Annotated in this window: 17 protein-coding genes and 2 tRNA genes; 14 read left to right on the top strand and 5 right to left on the bottom strand. The window is 71.2% G+C overall.

The features are described 5' to 3' along the window. The first annotated feature begins 371 nt into the window (after positions 1-371). From gyrB to F0L17_RS12845, 6 genes are all read left to right on the top strand, one after another. A complete protein-coding gene (gene gyrB / locus F0L17_RS12870; protein ID WP_162466133.1) occupies positions 372-2,468 on the top strand; it encodes a DNA topoisomerase (ATP-hydrolyzing) subunit B in 2,097 nt (698 codons plus the stop codon). A gap of 42 nt (positions 2,469-2,510) precedes the next feature. Continuing rightward, a complete protein-coding gene (gene gyrA, locus F0L17_RS12865; protein WP_155071187.1) occupies positions 2,511-5,141 on the top strand; it encodes a DNA gyrase subunit A in 2,631 nt (876 codons plus the stop codon). Between the two features lie 120 nt (positions 5,142-5,261). Beyond that, on the top strand, positions 5,262-5,903 hold the full coding sequence (locus F0L17_RS28315) for a DUF3566 domain-containing protein (protein WP_162466132.1): 642 nt from the start codon (positions 5,262-5,264) through the stop codon (positions 5,901-5,903). Between the two features lie 94 nt (positions 5,904-5,997). Next, positions 5,998-6,071: transfer RNA gene (locus F0L17_RS12855), tRNA-Ile, on the top strand. Between the two features lie 278 nt (positions 6,072-6,349). After that, entirely contained in the window at positions 6,350-6,484 is a 135-nt protein-coding gene (locus tag F0L17_RS27540; protein ID WP_217655894.1) for a DLW-39 family protein, read from the top strand. 250 nt (positions 6,485-6,734) lie between these two features. Next, positions 6,735-8,081: a hypothetical protein gene (locus tag F0L17_RS12845; RefSeq protein WP_155071186.1), complete on the top strand. Its 1,347-nt coding sequence runs from the start codon at positions 6,735-6,737 to the stop codon at positions 8,079-8,081. A 49-nt stretch (positions 8,082-8,130) separates the two neighbouring features. Here F0L17_RS12845 and F0L17_RS12840 read toward each other — a convergent pair whose 3' ends face one another. Beyond that, entirely contained in the window at positions 8,131-9,585 is a 1,455-nt protein-coding gene (locus F0L17_RS12840) for a serine/threonine-protein kinase (RefSeq protein ID WP_155071185.1), read from the bottom strand. Positions 9,586-9,708: 123 nt separating this feature from the next. Further along, positions 9,709-10,263 carry a helix-turn-helix domain-containing protein gene (locus tag F0L17_RS12835; protein WP_155071184.1) on the bottom strand — a complete coding sequence of 185 codons (555 nt, stop codon included), beginning with the start codon at positions 10,261-10,263 and terminating at the stop codon, positions 9,709-9,711. Between the two features lie 128 nt (positions 10,264-10,391). Between F0L17_RS12835 and F0L17_RS12830 the strand changes: the two genes are divergently transcribed. Beyond that, positions 10,392-10,464 (top strand) — tRNA-Ala (locus tag F0L17_RS12830). 115 nt (positions 10,465-10,579) lie between these two features. Here the strand turns inward: F0L17_RS12830 and F0L17_RS12825 are convergent. Continuing rightward, complete coding sequence (locus F0L17_RS12825; protein ID WP_162466131.1) at positions 10,580-11,287, bottom strand: DUF5324 family protein; 708 nt, start codon at positions 11,285-11,287, stop codon at positions 10,580-10,582. Positions 11,288-11,497: 210 nt separating this feature from the next. Between F0L17_RS12825 and F0L17_RS12820 the strand changes: the two genes are divergently transcribed. Next, positions 11,498-12,025 (top strand): peptidylprolyl isomerase, encoded by a 528-nt coding sequence (locus F0L17_RS12820; RefSeq protein WP_162466130.1) that lies wholly within the window; start codon positions 11,498-11,500, stop codon positions 12,023-12,025. A 205-nt stretch (positions 12,026-12,230) separates the two neighbouring features. Further along, positions 12,231-13,127 (top strand): rhomboid family intramembrane serine protease, encoded by an 897-nt coding sequence (locus tag F0L17_RS12815; RefSeq protein WP_155071183.1) that lies wholly within the window; start codon positions 12,231-12,233, stop codon positions 13,125-13,127. 371 nt (positions 13,128-13,498) lie between these two features. Here the strand turns inward: F0L17_RS12815 and crgA are convergent, their stop codons facing one another. Beyond that, a complete protein-coding gene (gene crgA, locus F0L17_RS12810) occupies positions 13,499-13,756 on the bottom strand; it encodes a cell division protein CrgA (protein ID WP_162466129.1) in 258 nt (85 codons plus the stop codon). 165 nt (positions 13,757-13,921) lie between these two features. On the opposite strand from crgA, the gene F0L17_RS12805 reads away from it, so the two are divergent. The 5 genes from F0L17_RS12805 to F0L17_RS12785 all read left to right on the top strand — a co-directional run bounded on the left by F0L17_RS12805 (position 13,922) and on the right by F0L17_RS12785 (position 17,767). Then, entirely contained in the window at positions 13,922-14,689 is a 768-nt protein-coding gene (locus tag F0L17_RS12805) for a DUF881 domain-containing protein (RefSeq protein ID WP_338018069.1), read from the top strand. Positions 14,690-14,827: 138 nt separating this feature from the next. Then, complete coding sequence (locus tag F0L17_RS12800) at positions 14,828-15,007, top strand: hypothetical protein (protein ID WP_155071182.1); 180 nt, start codon at positions 14,828-14,830, stop codon at positions 15,005-15,007. Beyond that, positions 15,004-15,636 (top strand): aminodeoxychorismate/anthranilate synthase component II, encoded by a 633-nt coding sequence (locus tag F0L17_RS12795; RefSeq protein ID WP_155071181.1) that lies wholly within the window; start codon positions 15,004-15,006, stop codon positions 15,634-15,636. The genes F0L17_RS12800 and F0L17_RS12795 overlap by 4 nt, the downstream gene beginning before the upstream one ends. Positions 15,637-15,749: 113 nt before the next feature. Next, positions 15,750-16,934: a class E sortase gene (locus tag F0L17_RS27535; protein ID WP_420802472.1), complete on the top strand. Its 1,185-nt coding sequence runs from the start codon at positions 15,750-15,752 to the stop codon at positions 16,932-16,934. A 161-nt stretch (positions 16,935-17,095) separates the two neighbouring features. Then, a complete protein-coding gene (locus F0L17_RS12785; protein WP_338018067.1) occupies positions 17,096-17,767 on the top strand; it encodes a class E sortase in 672 nt (223 codons plus the stop codon). A gap of 175 nt (positions 17,768-17,942) precedes the next feature. Here F0L17_RS12785 and pknB read toward each other — a convergent pair whose 3' ends face one another. Beyond that, entirely contained in the window at positions 17,943-19,952 is a 2,010-nt protein-coding gene (pknB, locus tag F0L17_RS12780) for a Stk1 family PASTA domain-containing Ser/Thr kinase (RefSeq protein WP_155071179.1), read from the bottom strand. Positions 19,953-19,958 lie beyond the last annotated feature (6 nt).

The following is a 19,958-nucleotide window of genomic DNA, read 5'->3' as shown; positions in this document are numbered from 1 at the left end:
TTGCCCCCTCTTTCTTCACCTCTTCTCCCTCTTTCCCGCGCTCTGCTCCCACCCCGGGGCGAGGGGTCGGAGCCGGCTGCGGAACGACTGGCTCCGAGGCTGCGCCGACAGTGATGGAGCGCTGACGACGTGAAGCGCTGAGTGCCGCTGTGAACGTCCTGAGGGGCCGGTCCGCATATGGGGATTCGGAAGAGCCCGGTTCAGGGCGGCACATGCGGGCTCAGGTACCGGCAAACCCCCATCGTTGTCAGTGGTACCGGTAGACTGGAGAAACATCCGCCTCGCTGCGGAACATGTCGAACGACGCAGCCGCTCCTGCTCGTGCGGAGAGGGCCCCGAGGGGTCTCGACTCCGGTCGCAGGGGAAGGCTTGTGCTGTGCCAGAAAGGGCGCTTCGTGGCCGATTCCGGCAACTCCAACGAAACCTACCCCGCTTCCGGTGGGGAGACCCCCGTACCGCCCGCGACCCCGCCCGCCCCCGGCGCCGGAGGCGGTGAGTCGTCGTACGACGCCAGTGCGATCACGGTCCTGGAGGGCCTGGACGCGGTCCGCAAGCGGCCCGGGATGTACATCGGCTCCACCGGTGAGCGTGGTCTGCATCACCTGGTGCAAGAGGTGGTCGACAACTCGGTCGACGAGGCGATGGCGGGGCACGCGGACACCATCGAGGTGACCCTGCTCGCCGACGGCGGCGTCCGGGTCGTGGACAACGGCCGGGGCATCCCGGTGGGCATCGTCCCCTCGGAGGGCAAGCCGGCCGTCGAGGTCGTGCTGACGGTGCTGCACGCGGGCGGCAAGTTCGGTGGCGGCGGCTACGCGGTCTCCGGCGGTCTGCACGGCGTGGGCGTCTCGGTGGTCAACGCGCTGTCCACCAAGGTGGCGGTCGAGGTGAAGACCGACGGCTACCGCTGGACGCAGGAGTACAAGATGGGCGTGCCGACCGCCCCCCTCCAGCGGCACGAGGCCACCGAGGAGACCGGCACGTCGGTCACCTTCTGGGCCGACGGCGACATCTTCGAGACGACCGACTACTCCTTCGAGACGCTCTCGCGGCGCTTCCAGGAGATGGCGTTCCTCAACCGCGGCCTGACGATCTCGCTGACCGACGAGCGGGAGGCCGCCAAGCAGACGGCCGGCGCGGACACCACGGACACCTCCGAGGACGACAAGCCGCGCTCCGTCCGCTACCACTACGAGGGCGGCATCTCCGACTTCGTCCGCCACCTCAACTCCCGCAAGGGGGAGCCCGTCCACCCCTCGGTGATCGACATCGAGGCCGAGGACAAGGAGCGGATGCTCTCGGTGGAGATCGCGATGCAGTGGAACACCCAGTACACCGAGGGTGTCTACAGCTTCGCCAACACCATCCACACCCACGAGGGCGGCACCCACGAGGAGGGCTTCCGGGCGGCACTGACGGGTCTGGTCAATCGTTACGCCCGCGACAGGAAGCTGCTGCGGGAGAAGGACGACAACCTCACCGGCGAGGACATCCGCGAGGGCCTGACGGCGATCATCTCGGTGAAGCTGGGCGAGCCGCAGTTCGAGGGCCAGACGAAGACGAAGCTGGGCAACACCGAGGCCAAGACCTTCGTCCAGAAGATCGTCCACGAGCGCTTCGGCGACTGGCTGGACCGCAATCCGAACGAGGCCGCCGACATCGTCCGCAAGGGCATCCAGGCGGCCACCGCCCGTGTGGCGGCCCGCAAGGCGCGTGACCTGACGCGGCGCAAGGGCCTGCTGGAGACGGCGTCGCTGCCGGGCAAGCTGAGCGACTGCCAGTCCAACGACCCGGCCAAGTGCGAGATCTTCATCGTCGAGGGCGACTCCGCGGGCGGCTCGGCCAAGTCCGGCCGCAATCCGCAGTACCAGGCCATCCTCCCGATCCGCGGCAAGATCCTGAACGTGGAGAAGGCGCGGATCGACAAGGTTCTGCAGAACCAGGAGGTCCAGGCGCTGATCTCGGCCTTCGGTACCGGGATCCACGAGGACTTCGACATCGACAAGCTCCGCTACCACAAGATCATCTTGATGGCGGACGCCGACGTCGACGGTCAGCACATCAACACCCTGCTGCTGACGCTGCTGTTCCGTTTCATGCGCCCGCTGGTCGAGGCCGGCCACGTCTTCCTCTCGCAGCCGCCGCTGTACAAGATCAAGTGGTCGCGCGACGAGTTCGAGTACGCCTACTCGGACCGCGAGCGCGACAGCCTGATCCGGCTCGGCCGCGAGCGGGGCAAGCGCATCAGGGACGACTCGGTGCAGCGCTTCAAGGGTCTGGGCGAGATGAACGCCGAGGAACTGCGCATCACCACCATGGACCCGGCCCACCGGGTGCTGCGCCAGGTGACGCTGGACGACGCGGCCGCCGCCGACGACCTGTTCTCGATCCTGATGGGCGAGGACGTGGAAGCCAGGCGCTCGTTCATCCAGCGCAACGCCAAGGACGTCCGCTTCCTCGACATCTGAGTCGGCCGTACGCCGCAGAACGAAAAGGACCGATAGCCAGCCATGGCCGACGAGACTTCCCAGACTTCCCCCGAAGGGGACGCCCCCGTCCCCGCGGGTACGCCCGTGGTCGACGAGAACGCCGGGTTCCGCGTGGAGCCGGTCAGCCTCGAGACCGAGATGCAGCGCTCGTACCTCGACTACGCGATGAGCGTCATCGTCTCGCGCGCGCTGCCCGACGTCCGCGACGGCCTCAAGCCGGTGCACCGCCGCGTGCTGTACGCGATGTACGACGGCGGATACCGGCCCGAGAAGGGCTTCTACAAGTGCGCCCGCGTCGTCGGTGACGTGATGGGCACCTACCACCCGCACGGCGACACCTCCATCTACGACGCCCTGGTGCGCCTCGCCCAGACGTGGTCGATGCGGATGCCGCTGGTGGACTCCAACGGCAACTTCGGCTCGCCGGGCAACGACCCGGCGGCGGCCATGCGCTACACCGAGTGCAAGATGGCGCCGCTGGCCACGGAGATGCTCCGGGACATCGACGAGGAGACCGTCGACTTCCAGGACAACTACGACGGCCGCAACCAGGAGCCCACGGTCCTGCCGTCGCGCATCCCCAACCTGCTGGTCAACGGGTCGGCGGGCATCGCGGTCGGCATGGCCACCAACATCCCGCCGCACAACCTGCGCGAGGTGGCCGCCGGTGCCCAGTGGTACCTGGAGCACCCCGAGGCCTCCGGCGAGGAGTTGCTGGAGGCGCTGCTGGAGCGCATCAAGGGCCCCGACTTCCCCACCGGCGCGCTGGTGGTGGGCCGCAAGGGCATCGAGGAGGCCTACCGCACCGGCCGCGGCTCGATCACGATGCGCGCGGTGGTCGAGGTCGAGGAGATCCAGGGCCGCCAGTGCCTGGTCGTCACCGAGCTGCCCTACCAGGTCAACCCGGACAACCTGGCGCTGAAGATCGCCGAGCTGGTCAAGGACGGGAGGATCGCCGGCATCGCGGACGTCCGCGACGAGACGTCCTCCCGCACCGGCCAGCGCCTGGTGATCGTCCTCAAGCGGGACGCGGTCGCCAAGGTCGTGCTGAACAACCTCTACAAGCACACCGACCTGCAGACCAACTTCGGCGCCAACATGCTGGCCCTGGTCGACGGGGTGCCGCGCACCCTGTCGCTGGACGCCTTCATCCGCAACTGGGTCTCGCACCAGGTCGACGTCATCGTCCGACGCACCCGCTACCGGCTGCGCAAGGCCGAGGAGCGCGCCCACATCCTGCGCGGCCTGCTCAAGGCGTTGGACGCGATCGACGAGGTCATCGCCCTGATCCGGCGCAGCAACACCGTCGAGGTGGCGCGTGAGGGCCTGATGGGCCTGCTCTCCATCGACGAGATCCAGGCGAACGCCATCCTGGAGATGCAGCTGCGGCGCCTGGCGGCCCTGGAACGGCAGAAGATCACCGCCGAGCACGACGAACTCCAGGCGAAGATCGACGAGTACAACGCCATCCTGGCCTCCCCCGAGCGGCAGCGGCGGATCATCGGCGAGGAGCTGGCCGCGATCGTCGAGAAGTACGGCGACGACCGGCGCAGCAAGCTGGTGCCCTTCGAGGGCGACATGTCCATCGAGGACCTGATCGCCGAGGAGGACATCGTCGTCACCATCACGCGCGGCGGTTACGTCAAGCGGACGAAGACCGACGACTACCGCTCGCAGAAGCGCGGTGGCAAGGGCGTGCGCGGCACCAAACTGCGCGAGGACGACATCGTCGACCACTTCTTCGTCACCACGACCCACAACTGGCTGCTGTTCTTCACCAACAAGGGCCGGGTCTACCGGGCGAAGGCGTACGAACTGCCGGACGCCGGGCGCGACGCGCGCGGCCAGCACGTCGCCAACCTGCTGGCCTTCCAGCCGGACGAGACGATCGCCCGGATCCTGGCGATCCGGGACTACGAGGCCGCGCCCTACCTGGTGCTGGCCACCAAGTCCGGGCTGGTGAAGAAGACTCCGTTGAAGGACTACGACTCCCCGCGCTCCGGGGGCGTCATCGCCATCAACCTCCGCGAGATGGAGGACGGCACCGAGGACGAGCTGATCGGCGCCGAGTTGGTCTCGTCCGCCGACGATCTGCTGCTGATCAGCAAGAAGGCACAGTCGATCCGGTTCACCGCCACCGACGAGGCACTGCGTCCGATGGGGCGCGCCACCTCGGGCGTGAAGGGCATGAGTTTCCGCGAGGGCGACGAACTGCTCTCGATGAACGTCGTGCGAGCCGGTACTTTCGTTTTCACCGCCACCGACGGCGGGTACGCGAAGCGCACGGCCGTGGACGAGTACCGGGTCCAGGGCCGTGGCGGTCTCGGCATCAAGGCGGCCAAGATCGTCGAGGATCGCGGCTCGCTGGTGGGTGCCCTGGTGGTCGAGGAGACGGACGAGATCCTCGCCATCACCCTCGGCGGCGGTGTGATCAGGACCCGGGTCGACGAGGTCAGGGAGACGGGCCGTGACACGATGGGCGTCCAACTGATCAACCTCGGCAAGCGCGACGCCGTGGTCGGCATCGCGCGCAACGCCGAGGCCGGCCGTGAGGCCGAGGAAGTCGAGGCCGAGGACGGCACCGCGGAGGCCGCGGAGACGTCCTCCCCGGAGACGGCCGCACCGGCCGTGCCGGACGACAACCAGGAGTAGGCAGATCGTGAGTGGACCCACGGGCGCGGACAGAGGCGACGGCGAAGCGCCGTCCGCGCCCGTGGGTCTGCCGCTGACGACGCTCGCTACGAGGGCGAATCCCACCGTGGGGGAACAAACGTGACCAGTGCCCACCCGCAACCGCAGCCGCAGGCCCAGCCGCACGCGAGCGCGCCGCAGCCGCACCATCCGCCGCAGGCGTACCCGGCCCCGCCGGGCAACGCCGCACAGCCGCGGGGCGCCCAATCCCAGGCCCGGAACCGGGGCCAGGGAGGCGGCGTCCAGCCGGCCGGCCATGACTACCAGAACGTCCACGACGCACACGGCGGCCAGGGCGATCTTCAGCAGGACATCATGCGGCGGTCCCGCACCGGCGCCCGCACCGTTCCCCGGACGCGCAAGGCGCGGCTGCGGGTGGCGAAGGTCGACCCGTGGTCGGTGATGAAGGTCGGCTTCCTGCTGTCGATAGCGCTGGGCATCTGCACGATCATCGCGGTGGCCGTGCTGTGGATGGTGATGGACGCCATGGGCGTGTTCTCGGCCGTCGGCGGAATGGTCAGCGAGGCGACCGCCACGGACGACGGCGGCGGCTTCGACCTGCAGAACTTCCTCTCCCTGTCCAGGGTGCTGACGTTCACCTCCGTCGTCGCGGTGATCGACGTGGTGCTGGTCACGGCGCTGGCCACGCTGGGGGCGTTCATCTACAACCTGTCGGCCGGTTTCGTGGGCGGCGTCGAGGTGACGCTCGCGGAGGACGAGTGACCCGTTTCCGGGTCGATGGCGCCGCACCCGCCCCGGCCGCGGACCACACGATTTTGGGACGCGGCTGAAGTGCGCTAATCTTTCGGTGCAGCGCGGGGCTATAGCTCAGACGGTTAGAGCGCTTCCCTGATAAGGAAGAGGCCACAGGTTCAAGTCCTGTTAGCCCCACAGCGAAGACCGGAAGCCCGGAACCTCCGAGAGGTTCCGGGCTTCCGGCGTATCCGTGCCCCTCCCCGCTCCCGCCCGTGTCCCGTCCGGGACGGCGAGTGCCGTACGTCACACGGAGGGATGCGGCCGGCCACGGGGCGTCCGCGGGCCCCGCGTCCCCGATTCCGCGGGGCGTCGGCCGGGTCGCCCGGCCCGAGTCGGTCGCTCTGGGGCGCTGTACGCTTGGGTATCATCGGGCGCGAGTAGGTCCCAACGTCTATGAAGGACGAGGTAGCGCGGTGAAGAAGCTTCTCCTGATCGCACTGGCCGCCGTGGGCGGGCTCCTCGTGTACCGCCAGATCCAGGCGGACCGCGCCGAGCAGGATCTGTGGACGGAGGCGACCGACTCCGTGCCCGCAGGTTCGGGCGTCTGAGAGCATCCGGTCTTCCGAACGAGGCCCCGGCCGTGTCGGCCGGGGCCTCGTCGTGTGTCGTGGGCTCCGGCGGCTCCGGAGCCGTCCCGGCGGGGTGACGGGGCGGCCGGGAGCGGCGACGCGCACCCGCGACAGCTCCGGTGCCGACGGTGCAGGATGGTCCACGGGGCCGGGAGGCCCGCGGGGAGAACGGAACGAGGGCGCGGTCGAGTCGACGAGGGGGCCTGGGGTGGAGGGGCGCGCGGGACGTGTGGCGCACACGGGAGGCGCGGCGCGTACGAGGAGGAGCGGACTGGCCGCCGCGGTGGCGCTGTGCGCCCTCGTCTCGGTCGCCGCGGTACCGGGCCCGGCCCGGGCCGCGGCATCCGGATCCGCTCCGGAGGACCTGCCCGCCTACCGCACGGCCGCCGGGGCCCGGCACGTCAGCGGGGCCCCGGACGGCGCCGGTCCGGTCGTCGAACCCGGCTTCTACACCGACGACATCGGGCCGGGCGAGCGGAAGCACTACAGGGTGGCCTTGGACGACACCTCCGACGTCTGGATATCCGTCGTCGCGCTGCCCGAACCGGGGAGCGCGGTCGGCGGTACCGAGGGCATCGAGGTCGAACTGCGCTCCGCGGACGGTGACAACTGCGGCGAGTCCTCGGTGGACTTCGGCAGCGGGGAGTCCGCCCGACCGATCGCCGACCACGCCTGGCGGATGATCAGGAAGGACGGCTACTGCCAGGAGGCCGGCGAGTACGTCTTCGCCGTGGAACGCCGAGGCGCGCGGGCCTCCGGCTCCTCCGGTACCGCCCGCTGGCCCCTGGAGATCCGCTTCATGCGGGAACCGGGCCTGCGGACGCCCGTGGACACCTCTCCGCCGCCCGCGGAGACGCACGTACCGCCGGGGCCGCCGTCCGGGAGGACCAGGGCGCTGCGGGGCGGCACCGGATTCAACGACGCCGCCGAGATGGGCGAGGGCAACTGGAGCGACGCACTGCGGCCCGGCGAGACCCGCTTCTACAAGGTGCCGCTCGACTGGGGCCAACGGCTCTTCACCGAGGTGGAGTTCGGCGCGGCCGGCGCCGGCGACGCCCCCTACGTCGGCAACGGCCTCCGCGTGGACTTCTACAACACCGCACGCGGCCGGATCGGCACCAGGTCCCAGGGCTACCAGGCCGGCAGGCCCGCCAGGCTCTCCGTGGAGAGCGAACGCGTGGCCTATGCCAACCGGTACGCGCTCGGCACGGAACTCGGCGACACGCGCTTCGCCGGGTGGTACTACATCGCGGTGCACGCCCACGAGGATCTGGCCGGAGGCGTCGACGACACGGTGCCGCTGGTGCTGCGCACCACCGTCGAGGGCGAGCCGCAGCCCGGCCCCGAGTACGACGGGGACGCCGTCCGGGCGGGCTTCGGAGTGACCGAGGAGGACCGCGAGGCCGCCGCCTCGGGCCGGGACTCGGCGGCGGCGCCGCGGGACGGGGAGGCCGAGGAGGGCGGTGGCGCCCTGCGGATGGTCGGCTGGGTCGGCATCGGGACGGGGACGGCGCTGTTGGCCGGGCTCGGCCTGTGGACCTTCCTGGCCAGGAGGGGTGCCGCGCAAGCCCGTTGAGCGTGGCGGCGCGGTCGGTGCGCGGTCGGCGCTGGGGCCGCGGGCGGGGTCAGGACCGGCTGAGGGCCCACACGCCCACGGCGAGACAGAGCAGGGCGAGCAGCAGGACGGGGAGCGCCACGGCGGGGGGCGGGCCCGGTTTCCGGGAGGGCCTCGCGCGGTGCGAGACGCGTCCGGGCGTCCCCCGCCCCGGTGGTGGGGGCGCCGGAGCCGGGGGAGCGGCGGGCGCCGGTGTGGGGGCGTGGGGGGCCGGCGCGTATCCGGGAGCGGGGCGCCGGTCGGTGGTGTGGGGGCGGGTCGGTGGCGTGCCGGTGGGGGGCGGTGACCCGTACGTCCCCCGGTGTGGTTCCGCGTACGACTGCGGCTGTGGCTGCGGCTGTGACCACGGCCGTTCGGGGCCGGAGGGGGGCACCGGTGGAGCCGGAGGCCGCCTCGGGGGTCGGGAGACCTCGCGAACGGGTGGGGGAAGGGGGAAGCTTCCGGTGTCGGACGGCGAAGGGGGCGTGTGCGCGGGCGCGGGGGGTGGGGGAGACGGGGGGACGGCGGACGAGCGTCCGGTGGATCCAGCCCCTTCCGGGGTCCGGGACGCGGCGCTGTCCGTCGTCCTCCGGGGACGTCCCGGCCCGTCCGGCCCGTCCGGCCCGAATCCCGGCGGCAGTGGCCCCACCTGGTCGAAGACCTCCACGGCCTCCTGTTCCGCCGCGGTGTCCTCCGGCAGCAGTTCCACGGCGGACGCCAGCGCCTTCCGCACGCCCGTCGCCGTACGGAAACGGTGGTCCGGGTCGGGGTGCAGCAGGGTGCCCAACACCTGCCACAGCGGCTCGGGGACGTCCCGGGGCGCCGGCGGTGTCCCGCGGGTGTACGCCTCCACCAGAGCCTGGGAGTCCGGCTTCCGGCCGGTGAGCAGGTACACCGCGACCAGCCCGACCGCGTAGAGGTCGGCGGGGAAGTCCGGTTCGGCGCCCAGGAGTTGCTCGGGCGCGAAGTAGCCGGGCGTACCGACCACGTAGTCGGCCTCGGTCAGTCGGGGTTCGCCCTTGCGCATCGCGATGCCGAAGTCGGACAGCCGCAGGTGGGGGCGGCCGGTCCCGGTGGCGTCCAACAGCACGTTGGCGGGCTTGATGTCACGGTGCACCACGTCCTCGGCGTGCACCGCCGCCAGTCCCGACAGCAACTGGTCGAGCAGGACGCACACGTACGCCGGGGGCAGCGGACCGTAGTCGCCGATGAGGTGGGCGAGCGAGCCGCCGCGGACGAGGTCCATGGTGAACAGGACCTTGTCGTCGTCGGCGGCCCAGCTCATGGGGGCCAGCACGTGGGGGTGGTCGATGCGCAGCGCCTGCTCGCGGACGAACCGCAGCAGGGTGTGCGCGTCGCTCTGTTGGAGGACCTTGGCGGCCACGTAGCGCCTGCGCCGATGGTCCCAGGTGCGCCAGACGGCGCCCACCCCACCGCGTCCGATCGGATCGACCAGCTCGTACCGACCAGCGAAGATCTCACCCATCGTGCCGCGCCCGTCCCTGTCCCTGTGTCCGCGTGCCCGTCACGTCTCGCCGGCCCCGGGGCCGGCGAGACGGGTCCGGAAAGGCCCGGACGGCTCCGTGCCGCCGCGCCGCCCGGCCGGTGCTCAGGCCTGGTGCGCCTCGTAGTGCCGGACCGCGTCCGCCGTCTTTCCCGCGCCGTACACCCGGAGGAACTCTGCCAGTTCGGGGTGGCTGGGGGCGAGGATGCCCGCGGCGTCGATGATGTCGGCCGCGTCGGACACCGAGCGCAACAGCGCCTGGATCTCGCGCACCACGCGCTTGACGGCCGTGGCCTGCCCGCCGGAGGGGGTGAGCTGGGAGGAGGAGGTGCTCAGCACGTTGCCTCCCGCGGTACGGCGGATCTCGTCCATGCGCTGGGTGGCCTCGGCGGCGGTGACCACGCCCTTGCTCACCTCGCCGGCCAACTCCTGGAGCGCCTGGACCCGTTGCACGACGGCGGGATTGCCTATCTTCGCCCGCTGACCGCTCATCAACTGGGAGAGCATGGGCGCGGAGAGCCCCAGGACGGTCGCGAGCCTGGCCTGGTTGAGGCCGAGGTCGTCGATGAGCCTCCGGAAGAGGGTGCCCAGGGGTTCCCCGTACCACTGGCTCTGCAGTTCCCGTGCCTTCGCGGTGGCCTCCTGCTGCGCTGCGTCCATCGCAATCTCCCCTGTGTCCCCGTGTCCGCTTCGCTCAAGCGAACTCGCGGAGCATCCTACGGAGCGGGCGGACGCGTAGCGATACCCGGTCGGAAGCAACCTCGGTGATTGGGTACTCTGGTACCGATGGGGCTTTAGCTCAGTTGGTAGAGCGCTGTCTTTGCATGGCAGATGTCAGGGGTTCGACTCCCCTAAGCTCCACACCGCGCGCAGGCCCGGTGCCGAGGACTCCACGTCCTTTGCACCGGGCCTGTGGCGTTGCCGCGGTGGTTCCGTCCTCCCCCGCCGTCCCGTCGGGCGCGGGAGGGGGCGGCCGTCAGCGCTCCTCGTCGGCCGGAGCGGTGGCGGCCTCGGCGGCCTCGGCGTCGGAGACCGCGTCGGAGTCGGTCGCTCCGGCACCGGCCTTCCGGGTGGCACCGGCCTCGGCCTCCGGCTCCAGGGCGCCTCCGCCCTCGTCGCCTCCGCCCTCCATGAGGGCCTCGCCGCCGCCGACCTCGGTGGCGGCCGGGGGCTCGACCAGCCAGTCGGGGCTGGACTGCCTCTCCCACCACTTCCAGACGGCCGCCGCGCCACCGGCGACCACACCGACCACCGCCAGCTTCCGGAACGCCCGGCCCGTGCGGGCCCGGCGGGCCTTGCGCCGAGCGAGCCTGCGGATGTCCGCGGCGGTCAGCTCGCCGCGCAGCGCGGCGACGGCGGCGGTGGAACGCGCCATGGCCGCCTCCCGGACCGGTCCGGCGGCGGCACGGGCGGCCTCGACGCGGGGCGCGGTGTACTCGCCGGCCATCCGGGCGGCCTCACGGGTGCGCTGGGCCGCGCGGGCGGCGGCCAGGTCGACGGCCGGAGGCAGGGTCTCGCGGGCCTGTGCCAGCCGGGGCCCGACATGAGCGGCGTACTGTCCGTACACGGTGGACTTGGCCTGTCCGGCCGCGAGGGCCACTTTCGGCGCCACCGCTTCCGCGGCGTGCCGCACGGTGTCCCTCGCATTGTCGGTCGCGCTGCGCACGCTGTCCATGCGGGTCACGGGATCTCCTCTTCATCGGTGGCGTGTGTCTTCCGCCTTCCACCCATGCCGAAGATCATGCCTTCACAACAGCGGCGAGGCATGCCCCAACGGGCATCCGGGCTATAGCGGAACCGGAGGGAGCAAGGGCGTGGAAGCGGCGTCGCCGACGGGGCGTGTCGGGCTGTGCGAGGATCGGAGGGTTCCGAACAGGCAGATGGAAGGTAGATCGTGGCCGAGCAGCTGTACGCCACCTTGAAGACCACCCGCGGCGACATCGCCATCCGGCTCTTCCCGGACCACGCGCCGAAGACGGTCAAGAACTTCGTCGAGCTCGCCGAGGGCAAGCGCGAGTGGGTCCACCCGGCCACCGGGAAGAAGTCGACCGACAGGCTGTACGACGGCACGGTCTTCCACCGCGTGATCGAAGGCTTCATGATCCAGGGCGGTGACCCGCTGGGCAACGGCACCGGCGGTCCGGGCTACGAGTTCGGGGACGAGTTCCACCCCGACCTGGCCTTCGACAAGCCGTACCTGCTGGCGATGGCCAACGCCGGTCCGGGCACCAACGGTTCCCAGTTCTTCATCACCGTCGCCCCGACCGCCTGGCTGACGGGCAAGCACACCATCTTCGGCGAGGTCGCCGACCAGGAGAGCCGGAAGGTGGTGGACTCCATCGCCACCACGCGGACCAGCCCGCGCACGGACCGGCCGGTCCAGGACGTCGTGATCGAGTCGGTCGTCGTCGAGCGCCGCTGAGCCGCGCGAGCGCGTGGCGCGCCGAGGGCGTTCCGGACGTCCTCGGCGCACGACGCGGTCCGGGGCGGGCGCCGACGGTGCCCGCTTCGGGAACCCGTCGTCCGCCCTGCCCGTAGGAGGAGGTGGGACGACGTTCCCGGCGGGGTACGAGCCGCAGGGGCGGACGTGCCCGTTGTTTCGTGTACGAGGGGGCCGAGGGGTGGCGATGGAGGACCGACAGGACCGGCAGGACGGGCCGGGCCCGGCGGCGAGGTACTGCTACCGGCACCCGGAGAGGGAGACGGGCATCTCCTGCACCCGGTGCGAGCGGCCGATCTGCCCCGAGTGCATGATCCCGGCGTCCGTCGGCTACCAGTGCCCCCAGTGCGTGCGCGAAGGCTCCGGCACGGGGCACGCGCCGGGCGCCTCCCGCCCGCGCACCCTGGCGGGCGGCACGGTCACGTCCGATCCGCGGCTGGTCACCAAGGTGCTGCTGGGAATCAACCTGGCGCTCTTCGTGCTGGTGCACGCCTACGGCGACCGCTCGCTGGTCAACGAGCTGACGATGCTGGGCTACGCCTACGACCCGGTCGCCGGCGAGGTGGTCGGGGTCGCGGACGGCGAGTGGTACCGCGTGCTGACCTCGGCCTTCCTCCACTGGGAGATCTGGCACATCGGGTTCAACATGTTGGCCCTGTGGTGGCTCGGCCCGCCGCTGGAGGCGGCCCTGGGAAGGCTGCGCTACCTGGCGCTGTACCTGCTGTCCGCGCTGGGCGGCAGCGCGCTGGTGTACCTGGTCGAGTCGCCCGCCCAGGGGTCGCTGGGGGCCTCCGGAGCGATCTTCGGCCTCTTCGGCGCGACGGCCGTGCTGATGCGGCGCATGAACCAGGACATGCGTCCGATCCTGGCGCTGCTGGTGATCAACCTGATCTTCACGTTCGCCATGGGCGGCATCTCCTGGCAGGCGCACGTCGGCGGCCTGGTGGTCGGAGCGGTCGTGGCCTACGCGATGGTGCACGCACCGCGCCGGAGGCGGGCGCTGGTCCAGTACGGCACCGTGGCGGCGGTGCTGCTGGTGGTCGTCGTGGTGTGCGTGGTGCGCACCGCGCAGTTGGTCGGCTGACGGCCTCCGCCTCGCCCGCCGCCCCGTCGAGGGCGGGAGCAGCGGGCTCGGGCGAGGCGCCGGGACGGCGGTCCGTCGGGCCGGCCGCAGGGCCGGCGTGGAGCAGCGAACAGAAGCCGTGACCAGAGGTTATCCACAGCAGGTGACGGATCTTGTGCATGGTGTGGGCAGAGCCGTGACGCACGTCCCACGTCGCACACTCGTGCGTTTCCCCAGGAAGACGGGGGTTTGCCGGTGGGTCTGGTGCGGGGCACCAGTCATAACGAAAGCCAAGCCGGAAAAGTTATCCACAGATCTTCGTAAGTTTTCCCAGGGCTGTGGAAGACCTGTGGATAACGCGTCACACCGCGTCTTCGGCGAGTGGGCCGCGGCTACTTCCACTGGGTGGAGACGACGAACCCCGCCGCGATGAAGCCGAAGCCCACCACGATGTTCCAGTTGCCGATCGACTTGAGCGGCAGGTCGCCCGTCGTCACGTAGAAGACGACGATCCAGGCGAGGCCGATCAGGAACAGCGCCAACATCAACGGCGCGACCCAGCTACGCCCGGAGGTGAGGCTGATGTTCGTGCTCTGCTTCGCCGGCGGCGGCGTGAAATCGTCCTTCTTGCGGATCCGTGACTTCGGCACGAGGGACTCTCCTGTCGATGCGCTGCGTGACCGCGCTGGCTGCTGTTCCTGACGATCCGGCCCCGGCGACGTCCGGACTTCGATCCGGAGGGGGTGCCGAGGAGGAGACGCTGCTTGGTTCCGTTAGCGTAGTACCTCCGCGTGCTGGAAGGAGACAAGGGTAAGGTGACCAATTCCCGCCTTCGGCACCTCCGGCACCTCCGGCACCTCCGACCCCTCCGGCTCGCGACCGCCGGCATCTTCGCCCTGGCCGGCTTCCTCTTCTGGGCCAGCTTCAACACCGCCCAGGGTACCGACCTGCGCAGCGACGACTCCATGCTGCGCCTGTCCGATCTGGTCCAGGAGCGCAACCGGTCCAACCAGGCGCTGGAATCCTCCGTGGCCGGACTGCGCCGGGAGGTCGACGACCTCGCCCGACGCGACAGCGGGAGCACCGAGGCCGAGCGGCGTGCCCACGAGGAAGTGGAGAGGACCGCGGGAACCCGCGAGCTGTCCGGGGCCGGCCTCAGCGTCACCCTCGACGACGCCCCGCCCGACGCCACCGCCCGGATGCCCGGCATCCCCGAGCCCCAGCCCGACGACCTCGTCGTCCACCAGCAGGACCTCCAGGCCGTGGTCAACGCCCTGTGGGCCGGTGGCGCCCGGGGCATCAAGGTCATGGACCAGCGGCTGATCTCGACCAGCGCGGTGCGCTGCGTCGGCAACACCCTGATCCTCCAGGGCCGGCTGTACTCCCCGCCGTACACCATCACCGCCGTCGGCGACACCGACGCGTTGCACGAGGCGCTGGAGGAGGCCCCGGCCGTGCGGAACTACCGCGAGTACGTCGACGCCTACGGCCTGGGCTGGTCGGTGGAGGAGCACGACGAGGTGACGCTCCCCGGCTACTCGGGGACGGTCGACCTGCACCACGCGGAGCCCGCCGAGGACTGAGGGACGTCCCCCGCCCCGCGGGGGGCTCCGCGCGGAACTCCGCGCATCGCTCCGCGATTGCTCCGCTTGCGTCCCCCGACACACCCGCCTACCCGTAGTCTGGGGTGCGCGAGAGAACAGAAGGGACGGCTACACGGCATGTACGGCTGGATCTGGCGGCATCTGCCGGGCAACACGCTCGTACGGGCACTGCTGTCGCTCGTGCTGGCCATGGTGGTTGTCTTCGTGCTCTTCCAGTACGTCTTCCCCTGGGCTGAGCCGCTGCTGCCGTTCGGGGACGGGACGCTCGACGAGGGCGGAACGGAGCGGAACGGATGAGCGCGCGCGTCCTGGTCGTCGACAACTACGACAGCTTCGTCTTCAACCTCGTCCAGTACCTCCACCAGCTCGGCGCCGAGTGCGAGGTGCTCCGCAACGACGAGGTCGGTCTCGAGCACGCCGACGGGGAACGCTTCGACGGGGTGCTCCTCTCCCCCGGACCGGGCACGCCCGAGGAGGCCGGGGTCTGCGTCGACATGGTCCGGCACTGCGCCGCGACCGGCCTGCCCGTCTTCGGCGTCTGCCTGGGGATGCAGTCCATGGCGGTGGCGTACGGCGGTGTGGTGGACCGGGCGCCGGAACTGCTGCACGGCAAGACCTCGTCGGTCACCCACGAGAACGGCGGCGTCTTCGCCGGGCTGCCCTCCCCCTTCACCGCCACCCGTTACCACTCGCTCGCCGTCGAGCCCGCCACCGTGCCCGCCGAACTGGAGGTCACGGCGTGGACGGAGAGCGGCGTCGTGATGGGCCTGCGCCACCGCGAGCTGCCGGTGGAGGGCGTGCAGTTCCACCCCGAGTCGGTGCTCACCGAGTGGGGTCACCTGATGCTCGCCAACTGGCTGGTGCGCTGCGGTGACACCGGAGCCGTGGAGCGTTCGCGGGGGCTGGCCCCCGTGGTAGGGGCGTGACGGCCCTGCGGCCGGAGGGCACCTGGGGCGGTCCGTCCGCCGGGCGCCACCGCGCCGGCCCGCCACCCGCCGCCCCGTACGCCGAGTACGACGGTCACGGCGCGTCGTACGATGTGTACGCCGACCCGACCGAGTACGCCGAGCAGCAGGCCTTCGAGGCCGCGGTCGGACGGCTCGCCGACCCGTTGAACGACCCGCTGCCGGGCCCTGACGCGGGACTCCGGGCGCCTGGGCCGGAACCGTACCCGGAGGCGTACACGCCGCCGTACGGGCCCGTCCCGCCGCAGTACGGGGCCGTGCCCGACGGGACGGCGTACGCGGCGCCGGGCCCGGCCGTCACCTCCCCGGCCCCTGTCCCTGCCCCGACTCCTGTCCCTGCCCCGACTCCGGCCCCTGTCCCCGTCGACGACGGAACGGTGACGCTGTGGCAGGTGGGAGGGGAGCCGGCGGACCGTGCCGGGCGGGCCGACGAGACGATGGCGCTGCGGCGGGTACGGCGGACACGGGACGAGCCCGAGGAGCCCTACGAGCCCCACGAGCCCGAGGAGCGGAACCCGTCGCCCCCGATCGGCGGCCGAGCCGCCCGGCGCCGGGCCCAGCGCGCCGCCCGGGAGAGCCCGGCGGTGATAGCCAGCCGCGTCGCCGGTGAGGTGTTCATCACCCTCGGTGTGGTGATGCTGCTGTTCGTGTCGTACCAGCTGTGGTGGACGAACGTCCTGGCCGACCGCCACGTGGGCAACGAGACCAAGAAGCTCGAACAGCAGTGGGGGGACGAGGAGGAGCGTGACCGCGACCGCGACCCCGGTGTCTTCTCGCCCGGCGAGGGATTCGCGATCATGCACATCCCCCGCCTGGACGTGAAGGTGCCCGTCGCGGAGGGCGTCGACGAGGACGGCGTCCTCGACCGCGGCATGGTCGGCCACTACGGCGAGGAGCCGCTGAAGACGGCGATGCCCTGGGACGAGAAGGGCAACTTCGCGGTGGCCGGACACCGCAACACCCACGGCGAGCCGTTCCGGTACATCAACAAGCTCGACCCCGGCGACCCGATCGTGGTGGAGACGCGGGACACCTACTACGTCTACGAGGTGACGAGCCGTCTCGACTCCACCCCGCCCTCCAACGTCGACGTCATCGGACCGGTGCCCCCGGGCTCCGGTTTCACCGAGCCCGGCCGGTACATCACGCTGACCACCTGCACCCCCGAGTTCACCTCCGAGTACCGGCTGATCGTGTGGGGAGAACTGGCCGAGGAGCACCCGCGGAACGAGGGGAAGCCGGACGCGCTGGTCCGATAGCCTGCGCGGGAGGGAACTGCGGAGGGAAGCGGACGGTGCGCCGGGTGTCAGTGAACGACGAGGAAAACGACGCGGGGGCGGATCCGCACCGTGCCCCCGGCCGCGAACGCGGAAACGGGAGCGGACGCCGGGGACGCCGAGGGCGTCGGGGACGCGGCCGGGTGGCCGCCGTCGTCGGGGTGGTCGGCGAACTGCTGATCACCGCCGGTGTGCTGTTGGGACTCTTCGTCGCCTACTCGCTGTGGTGGACGAACGTGGTCGCCAACCGCGAGGCCGAGCGGGACAGCGCCGAGGTGCGCGAGAACTGGGCCCGGGACGACCCGAAGGACGCGGGGGAGCCCAAGGAGTACGGCGCCGGGGACGGTGTGGGCTTCCTGCACGTCCCGTCGATGGGCGACGAGGTGCTGATAAAGAAGGGCACCGAAACCGAGGAGCTGAACAAGGGCGTCGCCGGTTACTACACCGAACCGATGGAGGCCACTCCCCCCTGGGAGGGCGACGGCAACTTCTCGCTGGCCGCGCACCGCGACGGGCACGGCGCCAAGTTCCACGACATCCACAAGGTCGAGGAGGGCGACCCGATCGTCGTGGAGACCGAGGACACCTGGTACGTGTACAAGGTCTACGCGACCCTGCCGAAGACGTCCAAGTACAACGTGGCGGTGCTGGCGGACGTCCCGAAGGAGTCGGGGAAGAAGGAGAAGGGGAAGTACATCACCCTGACCACCTGCACCCCGGTCTTCACCTCCGACTACCGCTACATCGTCTGGGGCGAGCTGGTGCGCACCGAGAAGGTGGACGAGCGGCGCACCCCGCCGCGGGAGATCCGCTGACGGTACGCCACGGCCGCGCCCCGCGCGGCCCGGCCGTGGCGCGAGCGCGAGGCGCGCCCCGCGAACCGAGGCGCACGCCACGGGGCCCCGGCCGGTTTCCCACCGGCCGGGGCCTCGTGGCTCTCCCGGTCCTCCCCGTCGCCCCTCCGGGGGCGGGTCGGTCGTTCCGCTCCGGTCAGTCGTCCCGTTCCCGGCCGAGCCCGTCGAAGAAGCCGCCGGGGCCGCCGCCGTTCCCGTTGTTCCCGTTGCCGCCGCCGAAGGTCTTCACGGTGACCGTGTCGCCCTTCTTGAGCTGGGTGCCGGCCGGCGGGTCGGTGCTGAGGACGATGGCGTTGGGGTCGTCGGGCCCCTCGCCCACGGCGACGTTGAAGCCGGCGTCCTCCAGCGTCTTGCGGGCGTCCTTGAGCGGCTGGCCCGGCTGGATGGGCGGAACGGCGACCTGTTCCTCCGGGGGCGCCTTGGCCACGATCAGGGTGATGGGGGCGTCCGCCTCGGCCTTCTGCCCCCCGGGCGGGTCCTGCTTCAGGACCGTGTTCGGGGGCTGGTCGCTCTCCTGCTCGGCCCGCTCGATGTTGGTGAAGCCCACGCCCTGCAGGTGCTGCTTGGCCGTCTCGAAGTCCTGCCCGACCACGGGCGGCACGGTCGGCCGCGGGTCCTCCCGGGCCACGGTGATGGTGACCGTGGACTCGGGCTTGGCCGTGCTGCCGCCCGCCGGGTCCTGCTCGATGACCGTGCCGGCCGGCTGGTCCGAGACCTCGGTCTCGCGCTCGACCTCGAACCCGGCCTCCCGCAGCTCCCGCTCGGCTTCGTCGGCGTTGTCGCCCTTGACGTCCGGGACGTCGATCTCGCTGGGGCCCTTGGACATGATCAGGGTGATCGTCTCACCCTCCTCGACCTCCTGGCCCTCGCCCGGCTCGGTCCGGCAGACGGTGTCCTTCTTCTCCTCGCAGAACTCGCTCTCTCCCTTGACGACCTCGAGTCTGGAGTTGGCGGCCCGTTGCTGGGCCTCCTCGAAGGTGTAGCCGGCGAGACCGGGTACGGACGGGTTGCTGTCGTTGGGGCTGAGGAGCACCTTGCCGATGAAGGCCGCTCCGACCAGGACGAGGATGCCGCCCAGCACCAGCAGGATCGTGGAGAGCGGGTTGCGGCCACCGCCGCCGCGGCGTCTGTCGGGCCGGTCGTCGTAGCCGTAGCCGCCGTCGTCCTCGCGCATCGGCGGCAGCATGGACGTCTGGGCGGACGCCGGGGACGCCGCGCGCAGCGCGGTGGTCGGCTGGTCGTCGGGGTGGTAACCGCCGCCGGGACCGTAGGACGCCGCGCCCATCGCCGCCGCGGCGCCGACGGGCTGGCCGTCGAGGGCGGCCTCGATGTCGGCACGCATCTCGTCGGCGGACTGGTAGCGGTAGTCGGGGTCCTTGACCAGCGCCTTGAGGACGATGGCGTCCATCTCCGGCGTGATCTCGGGGTCGAAGGAACTCGGTGGCTGTGGTTCCTCCCGCACGTGCTGGTAGGCGACCGCGACGGGGGAGTCCCCGACGAACGGCGGCCGCACCGTCAGCAGCTCGTACAGCAGGCAGCCGGTGGAGTACAGGTCGGAACGGGCGTCCACCGTCTCGCCCTTGGCCTGCTCCGGGGAGAGGTACTGGGCGGTGCCGATGACGGCCGCGGTCTGGGTCATGGTCATGCCGGAGTCGCCCATGGCACGGGCGATGCCGAAGTCCATCACCTTGACCTGGCCCGTGCGCGTCAGCATGACGTTCGCGGGCTTGATGTCCCGGTGGACGATGCCGTTGCGGTGGGAGTACTCCAGGGCCTGGAGGATGCCGACGCACATCTCCAGGGAGCGCTCGGGCAGCAGTTTGCGCCCCGAGTGCAGCAGCTCGCGCAGGGTCGAGCCGTCGACGTACTCCATGACGATGTACGGAATGGAGACACCGTCGACGTAGTCCTCGCCGGTGTCGTAGACGGCGACGATCGCCGGGTGGTTGAGCGAGGCCGCCGACTGGGCCTCACGGCGGAAGCGGGCCTGGAACGTGGGGTCCCGGGCGAGGTCCACCCGGAGCGTCTTCACCGCGACGGTGCGTCCCAGGCGGGTGTCGTGGGCGAGGTGGACCTCGGCCATACCGCCTCGGCCGAGCACCGAGCCCAGCTCGTACCGGCCGCCGAGGCGACGCGGCTCTTCCATAGTCTC

Source organism: Streptomyces taklimakanensis, assembly GCF_009709575.1.
Lineage (GTDB): Bacteria > Actinomycetota > Actinomycetes > Streptomycetales > Streptomycetaceae > Streptomyces > Streptomyces taklimakanensis.
The sequence above is the reverse complement of the archived record's forward strand: the minus strand, read 5'-3'. Positions and strand labels throughout refer to the sequence as shown.

Coding starts and splice junctions, on each gene's coding strand:
- gyrA (WP_155071187.1), top strand. CDS start 2,511: ATGGCCGACGAGACTTCCCAGACTTCCCCCGAAGGGGACGCCCCCGTC.
- F0L17_RS12840 (WP_155071185.1), bottom strand. CDS start 9,585: ATGGGTGAGATCTTCGCTGGTCGGTACGAGCTGGTCGATCCGATCGGA.
- F0L17_RS12835 (WP_155071184.1), bottom strand. CDS start 10,263: ATGGACGCAGCGCAGCAGGAGGCCACCGCGAAGGCACGGGAACTGCAG.
- F0L17_RS12815 (WP_155071183.1), top strand. CDS start 12,231: ATGGAGGACCGACAGGACCGGCAGGACGGGCCGGGCCCGGCGGCGAGG.
- F0L17_RS12800 (WP_155071182.1), top strand. CDS start 14,828: ATGTACGGCTGGATCTGGCGGCATCTGCCGGGCAACACGCTCGTACGG.
- F0L17_RS12795 (WP_155071181.1), top strand. CDS start 15,004: ATGAGCGCGCGCGTCCTGGTCGTCGACAACTACGACAGCTTCGTCTTC.
- pknB (WP_155071179.1), bottom strand. CDS start 19,952: ATGGAAGAGCCGCGTCGCCTCGGCGGCCGGTACGAGCTGGGCTCGGTG.